At 55.4% G+C, this 14,748-nt stretch carries 17 protein-coding genes and 1 tRNA gene; 12 read left to right on the plus strand and 6 right to left on the minus strand.

The annotated features are described in order from the left end of the window. The first annotated feature begins 29 nt into the window (after nt 1-29). Nucleotides 30-917: a ParB/RepB/Spo0J family partition protein gene (locus ACSQ3H_RS04040; protein ID WP_436115852.1), complete on the plus strand. Its 888-nt coding sequence runs from the start codon at nt 30-32 to the stop codon at nt 915-917. On the opposite strand, the gene holA is transcribed toward ACSQ3H_RS04040, so the two are convergent. Both holA and ACSQ3H_RS04050 read right to left on the minus strand, forming a co-directional pair. Further along, complete coding sequence (gene holA / locus ACSQ3H_RS04045; RefSeq protein ID WP_436115853.1) at nt 918-1,961, minus strand: DNA polymerase III subunit delta; 1,044 nt, start codon at nt 1,959-1,961, stop codon at nt 918-920. 116 nt (nt 1,962-2,077) lie between these two features. Then, nucleotides 2,078-2,152: transfer RNA gene (locus ACSQ3H_RS04050), tRNA-Gly, on the minus strand. 200 nt (nt 2,153-2,352) lie between these two features. Between ACSQ3H_RS04050 and ACSQ3H_RS04055 the strand changes: the two genes are divergently transcribed. The 6 genes from ACSQ3H_RS04055 (at nt 2,353) to ACSQ3H_RS04080 (ending at nt 5,992) form a co-directional block, all read left to right on the plus strand. After that, a complete protein-coding gene (locus tag ACSQ3H_RS04055; RefSeq protein WP_436115854.1) occupies nt 2,353-2,862 on the plus strand; it encodes a prolyl-tRNA synthetase associated domain-containing protein in 510 nt (169 codons plus the stop codon). A gap of 71 nt (nt 2,863-2,933) precedes the next feature. Beyond that, nucleotides 2,934-3,914: a thioredoxin gene (trxA, locus tag ACSQ3H_RS04060; protein WP_436115855.1), complete on the plus strand. Its 981-nt coding sequence runs from the start codon at nt 2,934-2,936 to the stop codon at nt 3,912-3,914. Between the two features lie 53 nt (nt 3,915-3,967). Then, nucleotides 3,968-4,630, plus strand: coding sequence for an LON peptidase substrate-binding domain-containing protein (locus ACSQ3H_RS04065; protein WP_436115856.1), 663 nt, complete (start codon nt 3,968-3,970; stop codon nt 4,628-4,630). A 19-nt stretch (nt 4,631-4,649) separates the two neighbouring features. Beyond that, nucleotides 4,650-4,844: a Trm112 family protein gene (locus tag ACSQ3H_RS04070; RefSeq protein ID WP_436115857.1), complete on the plus strand. Its 195-nt coding sequence runs from the start codon at nt 4,650-4,652 to the stop codon at nt 4,842-4,844. A gap of 74 nt (nt 4,845-4,918) precedes the next feature. Beyond that, nucleotides 4,919-5,497, plus strand: coding sequence for a TetR/AcrR family transcriptional regulator (locus ACSQ3H_RS04075; RefSeq protein ID WP_436115858.1), 579 nt, complete (start codon nt 4,919-4,921; stop codon nt 5,495-5,497). Nucleotides 5,498-5,569: 72 nt separating this feature from the next. Further along, on the plus strand, nt 5,570-5,992 hold the full coding sequence (locus tag ACSQ3H_RS04080; RefSeq protein ID WP_436115859.1) for a metallopeptidase family protein: 423 nt from the start codon (nt 5,570-5,572) through the stop codon (nt 5,990-5,992). 14 nt (nt 5,993-6,006) lie between these two features. Here ACSQ3H_RS04080 and ACSQ3H_RS04085 read toward each other — a convergent pair whose 3' ends face one another. Together ACSQ3H_RS04085 and ACSQ3H_RS04090 are read right to left on the minus strand one after the other, a co-directional pair. Then, nucleotides 6,007-6,213, minus strand: coding sequence for a DUF1737 domain-containing protein (locus ACSQ3H_RS04085; RefSeq protein WP_436115860.1), 207 nt, complete (start codon nt 6,211-6,213; stop codon nt 6,007-6,009). A 42-nt stretch (nt 6,214-6,255) separates the two neighbouring features. Continuing rightward, nucleotides 6,256-7,128 (minus strand): HpcH/HpaI aldolase/citrate lyase family protein, encoded by an 873-nt coding sequence (locus tag ACSQ3H_RS04090; RefSeq protein ID WP_436115861.1) that lies wholly within the window; start codon nt 7,126-7,128, stop codon nt 6,256-6,258. Nucleotides 7,129-7,286: 158 nt separating this feature from the next. On the opposite strand from ACSQ3H_RS04090, the gene leuD reads away from it, so the two are divergent. Together leuD and leuB are read left to right on the plus strand one after the other, a co-directional pair. Further along, nucleotides 7,287-7,892, plus strand: coding sequence for a 3-isopropylmalate dehydratase small subunit (leuD, locus tag ACSQ3H_RS04095; RefSeq protein ID WP_436115862.1), 606 nt, complete (start codon nt 7,287-7,289; stop codon nt 7,890-7,892). A gap of 72 nt (nt 7,893-7,964) precedes the next feature. Beyond that, on the plus strand, nt 7,965-9,077 hold the full coding sequence (gene leuB, locus ACSQ3H_RS04100; RefSeq protein ID WP_436115863.1) for a 3-isopropylmalate dehydrogenase: 1,113 nt from the start codon (nt 7,965-7,967) through the stop codon (nt 9,075-9,077). Between the two features lie 64 nt (nt 9,078-9,141). On the opposite strand, the gene ACSQ3H_RS04105 is transcribed toward leuB, so the two are convergent. Then, a complete protein-coding gene (locus ACSQ3H_RS04105; protein WP_436115864.1) occupies nt 9,142-11,028 on the minus strand; it encodes an MFS transporter in 1,887 nt (628 codons plus the stop codon). Between the two features lie 569 nt (nt 11,029-11,597). Here ACSQ3H_RS04105 and ACSQ3H_RS04110 point away from each other — a divergent pair. Next, nucleotides 11,598-12,632: an aspartate-semialdehyde dehydrogenase gene (locus tag ACSQ3H_RS04110; protein ID WP_436115865.1), complete on the plus strand. Its 1,035-nt coding sequence runs from the start codon at nt 11,598-11,600 to the stop codon at nt 12,630-12,632. Nucleotides 12,633-12,680: 48 nt separating this feature from the next. On the opposite strand, the gene ACSQ3H_RS04115 is transcribed toward ACSQ3H_RS04110, so the two are convergent. Then, nucleotides 12,681-13,142, minus strand: coding sequence for a MarR family winged helix-turn-helix transcriptional regulator (locus ACSQ3H_RS04115; RefSeq protein WP_436119343.1), 462 nt, complete (start codon nt 13,140-13,142; stop codon nt 12,681-12,683). A 162-nt stretch (nt 13,143-13,304) separates the two neighbouring features. On the opposite strand from ACSQ3H_RS04115, the gene ACSQ3H_RS04120 reads away from it, so the two are divergent. Next, entirely contained in the window at nt 13,305-13,727 is a 423-nt protein-coding gene (locus tag ACSQ3H_RS04120; RefSeq protein ID WP_436115866.1) for an organic hydroperoxide resistance protein, read from the plus strand. A 198-nt stretch (nt 13,728-13,925) separates the two neighbouring features. After that, on the plus strand, nt 13,926-14,747 hold the full coding sequence (locus ACSQ3H_RS04125) for an alpha/beta fold hydrolase (protein WP_436119344.1): 822 nt from the start codon (nt 13,926-13,928) through the stop codon (nt 14,745-14,747). Nucleotide 14,748: the final 1 nt, after the last annotated feature.

Genomic DNA, 14,748 nt, shown 5'->3' on the forward strand with positions numbered 1-14,748 from the left:
ATACGAAACATTTATGAGAGCCTGTAACAATGAATGAAGATGTGTCAAAGAAACGGCTAGGCCGCGGGCTTGCAGCCTTGATCGGCGAAATGGACCGCGTGCCGGACGAAGCCACGCCGCAGCCTGTTGCCACGTTGGATCGTCAGGTTCCTATCGAATTTATCTCACGCAATCCGCGGAATCCTCGCCGCCTTTTCACCGAAGGCGATCTGGAAGATCTGACGCAGTCGATTCGCGAGCATGGCATCGTCCAACCTGTGGTCGTTCGTCCAGCCAAGGATTCTCCCGGACGCTATGAATTGATCGCAGGTGAGCGCCGTTGGCGCGCGGCCCAGCGGGCTGGGCTAGCCAGCGTTCCTGTCATTATCCGTGAAGTTAATGATCGCGTCGCGCTGGAACTCGCGATTATCGAAAACGTGCAGCGGGCGGACCTCAACCCGATTGAAGAAGGTCTGGGATATCAACAGCTTATAGATGATCACGAATATACACAGGCCGATCTGGCGCAAGTGATCGGCAAGAGTCGAAGTCACGTTGCTAACACGCTGCGCCTGCTTAAATTGCCAGAGCCAGTGCGCGATATGATTACAAATGGAGCTTTGTCGGCCGGCCATGCTCGCACACTGATCACTGCTGAAAATCCCGGAGCACTTGCCGACAAGATCGTTCGGGATGGCCTGTCAGTGCGCCAGGCCGAAGCGCTCGCGCAGGGCGGCGGAGTTAAGACGCCAACACCTAAAGCCAAAGCGGACGGTGATGATGACAAGGATGCCGATACGCGTGCACTTGAGAAGTTGCTCTCTGACGTAACCGGCATGCGTGTGACGGTCAACCACCAGAATAAGGGTGGCGATGTCCGCATCCATTACACGACGCTCGAACAGCTCGACGAGATTTGCCGCCGGTTGCAGAGTTGATCAGCGGCGCGCCGCTCGCGCCGCCTCAGCCACTAACGCAATCATGGATTGCCGAATGATCGGGACGGCCAGTGCAGCATTGCGCCGGCTTTCCAGAACAGTTCGTTGCAGCCGTTCGATAGCGCGCGCACAGGACTGCGTCGTCCAGCACTGAAGGGCCGTTTCCATCACTTTTTTCCGCGCAAAGAAAATCGGTGGGCGGGCTGCCATAACGGCTGAACTGGCATTCTTTCCATCGTTTTCCATACCGTAACGTAACGTTTGTAACGACTGAAACTGTCGGATTGCAGCGCTGAGGACAAGAAAGCTAGACGAACCGGTTCCGATGACGCGATCGAATGCGTGGGTGAAATCCACTATGTTACCAACCATCATCGCGTCGACAATTGTTTCGTACGACGTGGCACTGACGTCCCCGATGATCTCGCGCACGTCGTTGATAGAGATGCGATCCCTCCCGTGAGCGTAAAGGCAGATCTTCTCAAGCTCGGCACGTGTGGCAAGACGGTCACCGCCCAGACTTTCTTTGAGGAGATTGCGAGCATCCAGCGCGATCTGCAACTGGTTCTTTGCGAGCATGTCGTCAATAGTGCTATCGATGCCACGTCCGTCATCGTTATAGCAGGGCAGAGCCATAGCGCTGGCGCTCTGCTCGACCGTGCTGCGCAGTCCCGCGCCCTTTTTCAAATCCCCAGCTTCAATCAGAATGAAGGTGTCAGCAGGCGGACTTTTAGCAAGATAGGCAACGGCATCTGCCAGCCCTTTCTGCCCGGTCGCATTGCGAACCCATATCAAACGTTCACCACCAAACATTGAGATCGTATTGGCCTCGTCGGAAAGGCGTCCGGGCTCGGCGTTGACATCGTCGGCATCAAGCCGGATGACAGCAAAGGGATCGTCTTTCGCAAGGCCGGTGAGCTTGATGAACAGGCCGGCCCTTTCGCTCACAAGCCCCTTGTCCGGTCCGTAGAGCAGGACGATCGGATAGGCACGATCCAGCCTTCTCAGGAAAGAATCAACCTCGTGCGCTTTCTTTTGTGCCATGGCTCATGGGTTTATCCATTTCAGCAAAGATTGCAACTCGGGTCTTGGCATTGAAAAGCGAAGTGTCCAAAAGCAAAAAGGCCCGGTAAAACCGGGCCTTTTGAACTTCGGACAACTGGAGCGGGAGAAGGGATTCGAACCCTCGACCCCAACCTTGGCAAGGTTGTGCTCTACCCCTGAGCTACTCCCGCATGTGCCAGTTAAGTCTTGCGAAGCGGGGCCTATATGGCCTAAGCGCTGGCTAATTGCAACAGGGAAATTTCGCCTTCTGTGGGATATATCGGAAAATCGGTCAAGAACATTGCTGGGCGTGGCTTTGCACTTGAGGATGCGCCGCCGAGTCATTACGAGAAGACGAGAAATCCTCCGAACCTACCACCAGAAGGCAGTCATGAGCAGGACGTTCGATGAGTTGATGCAGCACTTTAGCGATTTGGGTATTGAGGTATCCACAATTCGCCATGCCGCTGTGTTTACGGTGGCTGAGGCCCAAAACCTGCGTGGACAGGTATCCGGTGCTCACACCAAAAACCTTTTCCTCAAGGACAAGAAAGACAACTACTTTCTTGTGACGGTGGGCGAGGAAGCTCAGATCGATCTCAAGACTATCCATGCCAAGATCGGCGCTTCGAGCCGCGTTTCTTTCGGCAAACCGGAAAAACTTCTGGAGTATCTTGGTCTGACACCCGGAGCTGTCAGTGTGCTTGGATTGATCAATGATACGCACCATCAGGTCAAGGTCGTGCTGGATGAGGGCTTGATGCAGCACGAAATCATCAATGCGCATCCATTGACCAACGAGGCGACTACATCGATCCGCCGCGATGACCTGCTGAGGTTCCTCAGGGTAAGCGGGCATGAACCCTTGATCTTGAAAATCGATGAAGTGACCCCAAACTGATAGCTCGGTACGTGAGTTGGCGATTGCATGAGGTTGTGGTTGAATGGAACGGCAGATGACGGGAGAATTTCATGAGCAAAACAGATAACCCGTTTGGCGGCGGCTACGGCGCAACGTCCGGCGCCCAGACCGTGTCCTATGGAACAGCAAAGCCGAATGGATCGGCCAGCGGGGCTGGCGAACTGATCAAGGATACCACTACCGCTGCGTTTTCTGCGGATGTGGTTGCCGAATCGAGAAGCCAGCCGGTCCTTGTGGATTTCTGGGCTCCATGGTGCGGACCATGCAAGCAGCTTACGCCTATTCTTGAAAAGGCCGTTCGCGCAGCGGGTGGGCGCGTCAAGCTCGTCAAAATGAATATCGACGATCATCCGGCTATCGCCGGCCAGCTCGGTATCCAGTCCATTCCCGCGGTCATAGCCTTCGCTGACGGCAAGCCGGTGGACGGCTTCATGGGAGCACTTCCGGAATCGAAGGTGTCTGAATTCATCGATCGTATTGCGTCACCCGATGGCGGCAGGGATGCGGCGATCCAGTCGGCACTCGACGCGGCCACCCAAGCTGTTGAAGCAGGAGATGTCGAGCAGGCAGCCCAAATCTATTCGGCCGTCCTTGGCGAAGTGCCCGACCACGTGGCCGCGCTTGCGGGGCTGGCCAATTGTTTGATCGAACTCGGCGACCTCGAAAAGGCTAAAGCCACGTTGGGGCAAGTGCCTGCCGCCAGTAAAGAGGATGCAGGTGTCCGTGCCGCCGAGGCGAAGATCGCATTGGTTGAACAGGTGGCAAAGCTTGGTGATCCGGCGGCGTTGGAGGCGCGGCTGCAGGCGAACCCCAAGGATTACGAGGCAAGATTCGACCTTGCGATGATCCTGAACGCCAAGGGGCAGCGCCACGAAGCGGCCGATCATCTTCTCGCCATCATGAAGGCGGATCGTGCGTGGAACGACGATGGTGCCCGCAAACAGCTATTGCAGTTTTTTGATGCGTGGGGACCGGCCGATGAAGCCTCTGTCACAGCGCGCCGCAAGTTATCTTCCCTGCTGTTCTCTTGAGTGAAATAGGGCACAATAGCCGAGACCCCAATTTTTTCGGGCCGGAGTAGGCAATGCAAGCTGGAAATGTTCGCTATCGGACGCTGGATGATATTCCTGAAAGCGTGCCGATCTTTCCCCTATCGGGAGCGCTGCTGCTCCCGGGCGGGCAACTGCCGCTCAACATCTTCGAACTGCGCTATCTTGCCATGGTAGACGCTGCGCTAAGCGGCAAGCGAATAATCGGCATGATCCAGCCGCGTTTCGATCAGGACAATGAGGATGACGGCGACTTGTGTGAGGTTGGCTGCCTCGGCCGAATCACGTCTTTCGCCGAAACCGGCGACGGCCGTTTGCTTATCACGCTTCAGGGCATATGCCGCTTCCGGGTGATCAAGGAACTCTCCACCCGCACTCCGTTTCGCCAATGCAAGATCGCACCACTGCGTGCCGATCTTGATGAGGCGGATGATTCGGAAGTGGACAGGCTCGCATTGCTGCGCGTCTTTCGCGCTTATCTCGATGCCAACAGCCTTGAAGCGGATTGGGACGGTATCTCACGGGCCGGCAATGAGACGCTCGTCAACGCGCTGGCGATGATGTCGCCCTTTGGTGCTGCTGAAAAACAGGCACTCCTGGAAGCTGCGGATTTGAAGACGAGAGCTGAAACGCTGATCGCCATTACCGAGATTGCACTGGCCAAGGATCAGGACGATTATGAGGGAAGTCTCCAGTGAGGCATTTCAGGACTGGGACATGACAGAAGAGAAACGCGAAACCGCGATCGATCGCAAGCTGCTTGAACTGCTGGTCTGTCCCCTGACCAAGGGTCCGCTCATTTACGATCAGCAAAGGTCAGAACTGATTTCCAAATCGGCGCATCTGGCCTACCCGGTGAGGGACGGTATTCCGATTATGCTGCCGTCGGAAGCGCGCGCAGTCGAGGACTGACGCACACGATGCTTTTCTTCCTTGGTTGCATCCGGCATAGTCGGAGTCAGTTGTATAACTGACGGCTTGCAAACATGGCAAAGCATAATGAAAAACGCGACATTCTGATTGCTACGGCCGCCGTATTGTTCTGGCACCAGGGTTATGCGGTGACAAGTCTCGCCAATATTGCAACGAATTCCGGCATACCACTTGGCAACATCTATTATTACTTCAAGAGTAAGGCCGATCTGGCGCGCGGTGTCGCCGATATCTTCGTCGCTGAAACCGAAGATATGCTCAGGGAAATCACCGAAGCCGATCAGAATCCACGCGTGCGTTTAAAGCTTCTTATCGAGAAACTCGCTCACTCATTGAAAAGCCGGGTGGACCATGGATGCCCAATTGCATTGGGGATTCGTGACTTCAGGAATGAATCGCCCGAAGCGGCCAACCGCGCAGCCGAAGCATTCAGCTTACTCATTGGATTCATAGGCAGGGAACTCGGCCGTTCCGGGATTCGCCCCTCTAGCGCTTTGGGCATAGCGCGCAATGCGGTAACCGAATGGCAAGGCGGTATCATGCTCGCCCATGGTTTGAAGGACCCGACTGTTCTGGCGGAGAGTTTCCGGCGAATAGAGCGATTGCTGATCGTGGTGCCGGCTCGTTCCTGATGGCGATAACGCCACTCGCATCTATGCAGTAAAGGCACTATATGAAGCCAGAAAAGCTCTGCAGGAGTTGTGATGGCCAGAAGTAATCAAACCGCTGACTGGGCCAATCGCCTGTCACCATCGCTTGGCGAGATCGAATCGTTGACAATCGAGGCCTATGCACATCTTCCTGAAACGTTCCGTGCGCTGTGCGGCGATATTACCATTCAAGTATCCGAATTTCCCGAAGATCAAATTATCGAGGATATGGGGCTCGAATCACCCTTCGACTTGCTTGGCCTCTTTGAAGGGACTGGCATTGGCGAGCGGTTTTCCCTGCAAACTGGCGAACAGCCAAACCGGATCACGATCTATCGCCGTGCCGTTCTGGACTATTGGGCTGAATATGAGGAGGCGCTTGGCGACATTGTCACTCACATTCTCATCCACGAAATCGGCCATCATTTTGGCCTATCGGATGAGGATATGGAACGTATCGAGGCAAGCGTTGACTAGAGCCTCCGCTATGCTCAGTAATCGCTCAACTTGATACCGGGTTCATATTCGACGCCATCGACATCTTTGACCACAGCCTGACCGCATTGCATCACGCCTGTCGCCGAATTGAACGCATAGGTGGGCGAACCGTAAATGTGCCAGCCTTTATTTATGGCTGCCGTCACCTTGTGACAGAAGCTTGCATCATCAGGGCCCGTCAAAATCCGGTATAATTTCATGATGTTCTTTCCCAAACTACGCCGAGATCGGCCAATCCCGTTTCATTTTTCGCCGATTGCATCGAGTTTTGCCAGTAGCTTTTTTGCCGCTTCGAGATGCAGGCGTTCCACCATCTTGCCATTCAGCGAAATGACGCCCTTATTCAAGTTCTCCCTATCGGAGAATGCCTGAACGATAAACCTGGCTTCTGCGACCGATTCCGGATCGGGGAGGAAAACAGTGTTTGCTATTTCGATCTGCGAAGGATGAATCAGCGTCTTGCCATCAAAACCCATCTGCGCAGCCTCGTCGCATTCGGCAGCAAAGCCGTCGAGGTCGGCGAAATTGTTGTATACGCCGTCTATAATATCAAGCTTGCCTGCCTTGGCGCACAGCAGAACTTGCATGAGCCATGTCGCAAGAAGCGCGCGTCCCTTTGTGCCGGTTTCCTTTGAAATGTCATTGCTCCCGACGACAAAGCAATCGAGCCGCGCCGTTGAGCGCAAGCCCAGTTCAGCAATCTCATCGGCGTTGAGAATCCCCCGCGGGGTTTCGATCATTGCCCAAAGACGAATACCCTCGGAGGCATCGGTCTCCTCAAGGATCTCGGCAACGCCGGTGATATCCTGAGGCGTCTCCACCTTCGGGAGAAGAATCGCTTCCGGTCTGCAGGCACGGGCGGCGAGCAAGTCTTCTGCTCCCCATTCGCTTGAAAGGCAATTGATGCGGATAATCCGTTCGGCCGTGCAGTGCTGATGGGCGTGAAAGTAGTTCCGCAACGCCTCGCGCGCGTCTTCCTTCACATCGGGTGCGACGGCGTCCTCCAGATCGAAGATGATTGCGTCAGCATTCAGCGATGCGGTTTTGGCCATTGCTCGGGTGTTCGAGGCGGGAACATACAGCACAGATCGGCGAGGGCGGAGGGGTCTGATCATTCGAATGTTTTGCCTTGATCGGTCAGTCAAGACAAGTCCAATCACGAGGGATTGAGGAGCTTCGGCCTAAAGTGCCACAGGTGAAAAGCTTTGATTCACCGCAAAGCTGGTGTAAAGCGAAGCGCAAAGTCATTACCAAATATCTACAGGCAGATATCATGGATAAATTCACCAAGCTCACAGGCGTCGCCGCTCCACTGCCAATCATCAATGTCGACACCGACATGATCATCCCGAAGGACTACCTGAAGACGATCAAGCGCACCGGCCTTGGTACCGGGCTCTTTGCCGAGATGCGCTACAATGATGACGGTACCGAGAATCCGGATTTTGTCCTCAACAGGCCAGCCTATCGCAAGGCACAGATTCTTGTCGCCGGCGACAATTTCGGCTGCGGTTCAAGCCGTGAGCATGCGCCATGGGCGCTTCTGGATTTCGGTATCCGCTGTGTGATCTCCACGAGCTTTGCCGACATCTTCTACAATAATTGCTTCAAGAACGGCATCTTGCCGATACGAGTCAGCCAGGAAGATCTTGACAAATTGATGGATGACGCGCAGCGCGGTGCCAATGCGACAATCTCCATCGATCTCGAAGAAATGACGATCAAGGGGCCGGATGGCGGCACGATCACGTTTGAGCTCGATGAGTTCCGCCGTTACTGCATGCTCAATGGTCTTGACGATATCGGCCTGACGATGGAAAAGGCGAAGAAGATAGACAATTTTGAAGCGTCGAACGCTGAAAAGCGTCCTTGGGCCTGAACTCAATTTCTGAATCTGAAAGCCCGGTCTTCCGGGCTTTTTTCTGCGTTATTTCTCAAGTGAGGTTCTAGAATGGCATCGAAAAAGCTTCTCCTCCTTCCCGGAGATGGTATCGGCCCCGAAGCAATGGCCGAAGTCCGCAAGATCATCGCCTTTATGAATTCCGAGTTGAAGAGCAGCTTCGAGCTGGATGAGGGGCTGGTTGGCGGCTGCGCCTATGACGCGCATGGCAAGGCGATCTCCGAAGCCGATATGGCAAAAGCCCTGGCCGCGGATGCGGTTTTGTTTGGCGCGGTTGGTGGACCGAAGTGGGATAGCGTCCCCTACGATGTGCGCCCCGAGGCGGGCCTCTTGCGCCTGCGCAAGGACATGGAACTCTTCGCAAATCTTCGTCCGGCAATCTGCTATCCGGCACTGGCGGATTCATCATCCCTGAAGAAGGAAATCGTTGAAGGTCTCGACATTCTGATCGTGCGCGAACTGACGGGCGGCGTCTACTTTGGAGAGCCGAAGGAAATTCGCGACCTTGGCAACGGCCAGAAGCGCGGCATCGACACGCAAGTCTATGACACATACGAAATCGAACGGATTTCGGGTGTTGCCTTCGAGCTGGCACGCACGCGCGGCAACAAGGTGACATCGATGGAGAAACGCAACGTTATGAAGTCGGGCGTTTTATGGAATGAAGTGGTTACCGCCACCCACAAGGCGAAATATTCAGATGTGAAACTTGAGCATATGTTGGCGGATGCGGGCGGCATGCAGCTGGTCCGCTGGCCTAAGCAGTTCGACGTCATCGTTACCGACAATCTGTTCGGCGACATGCTTTCCGATATCGCCGCAATGCTCACGGGTTCGCTCGGCATGTTGCCCTCGGCTTCGCTCGGTGCGCCTGATGCCAAGACCGGCAGCCGCAAAGCGCTTTACGAGCCGGTGCACGGCTCGGCCCCTGACATTGCTGGAACGGGGGCGGCCAATCCGATCGCGATGATCGCGTCGTTCGCCATGTGTCTGCGTTATTCCTTCAACATGGTCACTGAGGCCGACAGGCTGGAAGCAGCTGTCGCAGGTGTTCTCGATGATGGCCTTCGCACAGCCGACATCATGTCTGAAGGCAAGACGAAGATCGGCACCACCGAAATGGGCGATGCTATTCTGGCCAGATTCAAGGTGTTGACTGCCTGATCCGGAAATCAGGACAAATAAAAGCCCGGCGCGATCTCTCGTGCCGGGCTTTTCTATGTGTTGGTCACTTTATATCGTGAAGGTCAGTACCCCTTGTATCACGGACAAAGATAAGACCGATTATCAGGGTCATCGCCGCAATGACGATCGGATACCACAGGCCATAATAGATATCGCCCTTAAACGCGCTCATTGCGAAGACGGTTGCCGGAAGCAGACCACCGAACCAGCCATTGCCGATGTGATAGGGCAGGGACATGCCGGTGTAGCGGATGCGGGTCGGGAACATCTCGACGAGGATAGCGGCAATCGGGCCGTAGACCATCGTCACGTAGAGCACGAGCACGAACAAGATCGCGATGACCTTTGTCCAGTTGACGGCGGCCGGATCGGCAACCATCTTGAAGGCGCCTGCGCCCGGAACAGTGTAGACAGGCACTTCGGTCGCGCCGGCCGCTTCTTCTGCGGTCAAAAGCTTGTCCTTTATGGCCTGATCAACAGGAACCACCGTCTTCGCTCCAGCCCGGATCGCGGCCGCGTCGAGCGCCAGCTTCGGATTGGCGGCGATCAGAGCGTCGAGCTTGGAGTCGACAACCTTCACCGGATCTCGGACGAGCGGATAGCCGCCGTCCTGAAGTGCGATATTGACGCCTTTCGCAAAAGCAGCCTCCTTTGCCTTTGCGTCGGCTCCGGCAGCAACGGCGTCGTAAGATTCGACCGTTTCCGCGCTGATCTTGACTGTCGCTGCAGTGCCTGGCGCTGCAGTGGTCACGATGTCATAGGGAACCGAGTTGCGGGTCAGGTAAGATGTCGCGATGTCGCACGAGGTGGTGAACTTGGCCGTGCCGGTCGGGTTGAACTGGAATTTGCAGTCGCCCGGTGCAGCCGTGACGGTCGCGCGAACATTTTCCTGCGCCGTGGCGAGTGCTGGGTTTGCAGCCCAGGTCAGCGCCTTGAACAGCGGGAAGTACGTGATGATGGCGAGCGCCAGTCCGGCCATGATGATCGGCTTGCGCCCGATCTTGTCCGAGAGCCAACCGAAGAATACGAAAAAACCGGTGCCGAGCAGGAGCGCGATGGCGATCATGATATTGACCGACTGGCCGTCGACCTTGAGCACGTTCTGCAAAAAGAACAATGCATAGAACTGGCCGCAGTACCAGACAACAGCCTGGCCGGCGGTGAGGCCGAACAGAGCGAGAAGAGCGATCTTGGCGTTTTTCCACTGTCCGAAAGCCTCAGAAAGCGGTGCCTTGGAGCCCTTGCCCTCGTCCTTCATCCTCTGGAACGCCGGCGATTCGTTCAAGGACAGGCGAATCCAGACGGATATCCCGAGCAATATGAAGGACAGGATGAAAGGAATACGCCAGCCCCAGGCAGCAAAGGCTTCCTTACCGAGCCAATTCTGGACAATCAGGATGATGATCAGTGACAAAAAGAGACCGAGTGTCGCTGTCGTCTGGATCCAGGAAGTGTAATAGCCGCGTCTGTTGTTTGGAGCGTGTTCGGCGACATACGTCGCTGCACCACCATATTCACCGCCAAGAGCAAGTCCCTGCAGCATGCGCAGGGCAATCAGGATGATTGGTGCGGCAATACCCCAACTGGCTGAACCCGGAAGGATACCGACAAGGAAGGTCGACAGACCCATGATCATAATGGTGACGAGGAATGTGTATTTGCGGCCGACCAGATCGCCGATACGTCCGAAGACGAGAGCACCGAAGGGCCGTACAAGAAAGCCTGCCGCAAAGGCGAGCAGCGCAAAGATATTGCGCGTGGCTTCCGGATATTCACTGAAGAAGGCCGTTCCGATGAAGGCGGCCAAGGAACCATAGAGATAAAAATCGTACCATTCGAACACAGTTCCGAGCGAAGAAGCGAAGATAACCTTCTTCTCTTCCCTCGTCATACCCCGACTAGATTCGTCAGCCACAGAAGTGATTGCCATTTCAATTCCTCCCAGAAAACAGCAGTTGAGCCGAGAACATGATCAGTTATCCCCTAGTCATGCCCTCCACTGTCGACACCGCGCATGGTCATTTCGCCGAGACATTTGGCTTCTACTGATCAGACGCTGGCGAATGTCCCCCGGAATCTTCTCCCCCAAGGCCATGCACCCGATGCACGGACGAAGTGTTCACTATATATTGATCAAAGCAAAGCCTGCATCTTACGTCAATTGTCTAAAATTGTGCGTAACACGACATATTCTTGCCATTCGACGAGACAATTGACTCTTTTCGGAAACCGCGTACAAGCACAAGCGGACAAGGAGACCGCCCGCGTGGGTAGCGAATCAACACTGCTGTTTTTGACGAACGGATCCGGCAGGATCGCCGGCTGCGTAGATGCGCCTGCTTCTATCCTCAAAATTTCGGCCAAACAGACTGCGAAAACGACCACCAAAACGGTCTGATTTCCCTTGGCCTGCTCGCCCCCTCCCGGGTCCGGCCCGGGGGAGAAGACCCGCGGTGGCCAGCGGGTTTGTACAGCAGAGAGGGACAGGAGATATTACAGATGAGTTTCAAGGTTGCGGTTGTTGGTGCCACAGGCAATGTGGGCCGCGAAATGCTTACAATACTGGAGGAGCGTGGCTTCCCCGTCAGCGAAGTCGTGGCGCTTGCCTCACGCCGTTCGCAGGGAACCGAGGTTTCCTATGGCGACCGGACACTGAAGGTCAAAGCGCTGGACACCTACGACTTTTCCGATACGGACATCTGCCTGATGTCGGCTGGCGGCAATGTCTCGAAGGAATGGTCGCCAAAGATCGGCGCGCAGGGTTGCGTTGTCATCGATAACTCTTCCGCATGGCGTTACGATTCAAACGTGCCGCTGATCGTGCCGGAAGTGAATCCCGATGCGATTTCCGGTTTTACCAAGAAGAATATCATTGCCAATCCGAATTGCTCGACAGCCCAGCTCGTCGTTGCCCTGAAGCCATTGCATGACAAGGCCAGGATCAAGCGTCTGGTCATCGCGACCTATCAATCCGTGTCGGGCGCCGGCAAGGACGGCATGGATGAACTGTTTCAGCAATCGCGGGCGGTATTTGTTGCCGATCCCGTGGAAGCCAAGAAGTTCACCAAGCGTATCGCCTTCAACGTCATTCCCCATATCGACGTCTTCATGGAAGATGGCTCCACCAAGGAAGAGTGGAAGATGGTTGCTGAGACAAAGAAGATGCTCGATCCGAAGATCAAGCTCACGGCGACATGTGTGCGTGTTCCGGTATTCATCGGTCATTCGGAAGCCGTGAATATCGAATTCGAAAGCCCGATGAGTGCCGAGGAAGCCCGCGAAATCCTGAGCGATGCGCCCGGCTGTCTGGTGATCGATCGCCATGAAGACGGCGGCTATATCACGCCTTACGAAGCTGCGGGTGAGGATGCGACTTATATTTCACGCATTCGCGAAGACATCACGGTGGAAAACGGTCTGTCTATCTGGATCGTTTCCGACAATCTGCGCAAAGGCGCTGCGCTCAATGCGATCCAGATTGCCGAGCTTCTGGTTGCGCGGGGGCTGATCCAGCCGAAGAAAATCGCCGCCTGATCGTTTGGCCGCATTGATTGTGAAAGGGCGCGGGAAACTGCGCCCTTTCTATTTTGTGTCGTCGATGCTCGCGACGAGATTATCGCGCATGGTGATCAACTCAGCACGCAGCCCCTTTGCCTCGTCCATGGTGCAGCCGAATGCCTCTCCCATGGCAACCGGCACCGCTTCTGCACGTTCGCGCATGGCGCGGCCTATATCCGTAAGTCCGATCAGAACCTGGCGCTCATCGACCGTATCGCGGCGGCGTGTGATCAACCCGGCTATTTCCAGACGCTTTAGAAGTGGGGTCAGCGTGCCAGAGTCGAGGCTGAGTTTGTCGCCGATCGACTTGACCGTTTGATTTTCCTGCTCCCAAAGCACGACCATCACCAAGTACTGCGGGTAGGTCAGGCCAAGCGCCGCCAGTCGCGGCTGGTAAGCGCGCGTGACAGCGTTGGCGGTGGAGTAGATGGCGAAACACAGGAAGTTCTCCAGTTTGAGGAGCGAGTCCGGTGCCTTTCCCGATATTGCGTTCATTGTTCGTCACCCTTTCAGGACAGCGCAAAATAGCAAAGCCAATTGAATTGCGCATCATTTAATTTTTCATCATTTATAAGAAATATCTATTGTGCACAATTTAATTGTGTGCAGTTAATAGGTGTCGAACATTCCAACCTGAAGGAAAAAGCCATGAGCATTCTCTACACAACGAAGGCGACAGCAACCGGCGGCCGTGATGGCCGCGCGGCCAGCGAAGATGGCCGTCTGGCCGTCACACTTTCAACGCCGAAGGAACTTGGCGGCAATGGCGGTGAAGGCACCAACCCGGAACAGCTCTTCGGGGCCGGCTATTCCGCCTGCTTCCTCGGCGCGATCAAATATGTGGCTTCCCAAAAGAAGGTGAAACTTTCTGACGAGAGCGCTGTGACTGCAACCGTCGGTATTGGACCGCGCGACGATGGCAAGGGTTTCGGTCTTGACGTTGCGCTCGCCGTGACATTGCCCGGTGTCGAAGCTGCGCAGGCTCGCGAGATCGTGGATGCCGCCCACATTGTCTGCCCCTATTCCGAGGCGACGCGCAGCAATCTTAACGTACGTATTTCAATTAATTGACACCCTAAGTTGTTGCACTAGGGTCATGAACGAGAGCTATAAATGAGTGATACCCCATCTCACCGGGCATCCCGCCGGGCTTTCCTGACTGCCGGAGCTGGCCTTGTAGCCGCCGCCAGTCTCCCGGCTGGAGACGCCACAGCCGTAACCACGTCTAAGAAGCCAAAATCCAGCCAACCAGCGAAAGGACATAGCGCCATGACCACGATCAAGACAAAGGACGGAACGGAGATCTATTACAAGGACTGGGGCAAAGGACAGCCGGTTGTCTTCAGCCATGGCTGGCCGCTCACCTCGGACGCTTGGGAAGACCAGATGTTCTTTCTAGCTTCCAATGGTTATCGCGTCATAGCGCATGATCGTCGCGGTCATGGCCGGTCCGGTCAACCATGGAACGGCAATGATATGGACCAATATGCAGACGATCTGGCGGAGTTGTTCGAGAGGCTCGATCTGAAGGACGCAATCATGATCGGCCATTCAACCGGCGGTGGTGAAGTCGCGCGCTATATCGGTCGCCATGGCACAAAACGCGTTGCCAAGGCCGTTCTGGTCGGCGCTGTGCCGCCGCTGATGCTGAAGACGGACGCCAATCCCGAAGGCCTGCCCATTGATGTCTTCAACGGCATTCGGGATGGTGTTGCCGCCGATCGCTCGCAGTTCTTCAAGGATTTGTCGCTGCCGTTCTATAGTTACAACCGCACCGGCGCAAAGGTTTCCGAAGGGGTCAGGGAGTTCTTTTGGCTGCAGGGTATGATGGCTGGCATGCCAGCCTCCTATTTCTGCATCAAGGCTTTTTCCGAGACCGACTTTACTGAGGACCTCAAGAAGTTCGATGTGCCGACACTGTTCATCCATGGCGATGATGATCAGATCGTGCCGATTGATGACGCGGCTCGCAAAGCTGTGAAACTCGTGAAGAATGCCACGCTGAAAGTCTATCCGGGCGCGCCTCACGGTCTTGCCACGACGCACAAGGATCAGCTCAACAAGGATCTCCTTGAATTCGCCAAGGCCTGAT

It is taken from the genome of Phyllobacterium sp. LjRoot231 (genome assembly GCF_964253365.1).
Classification (GTDB): Bacteria; Pseudomonadota; Alphaproteobacteria; order Rhizobiales; family Rhizobiaceae; genus Phyllobacterium.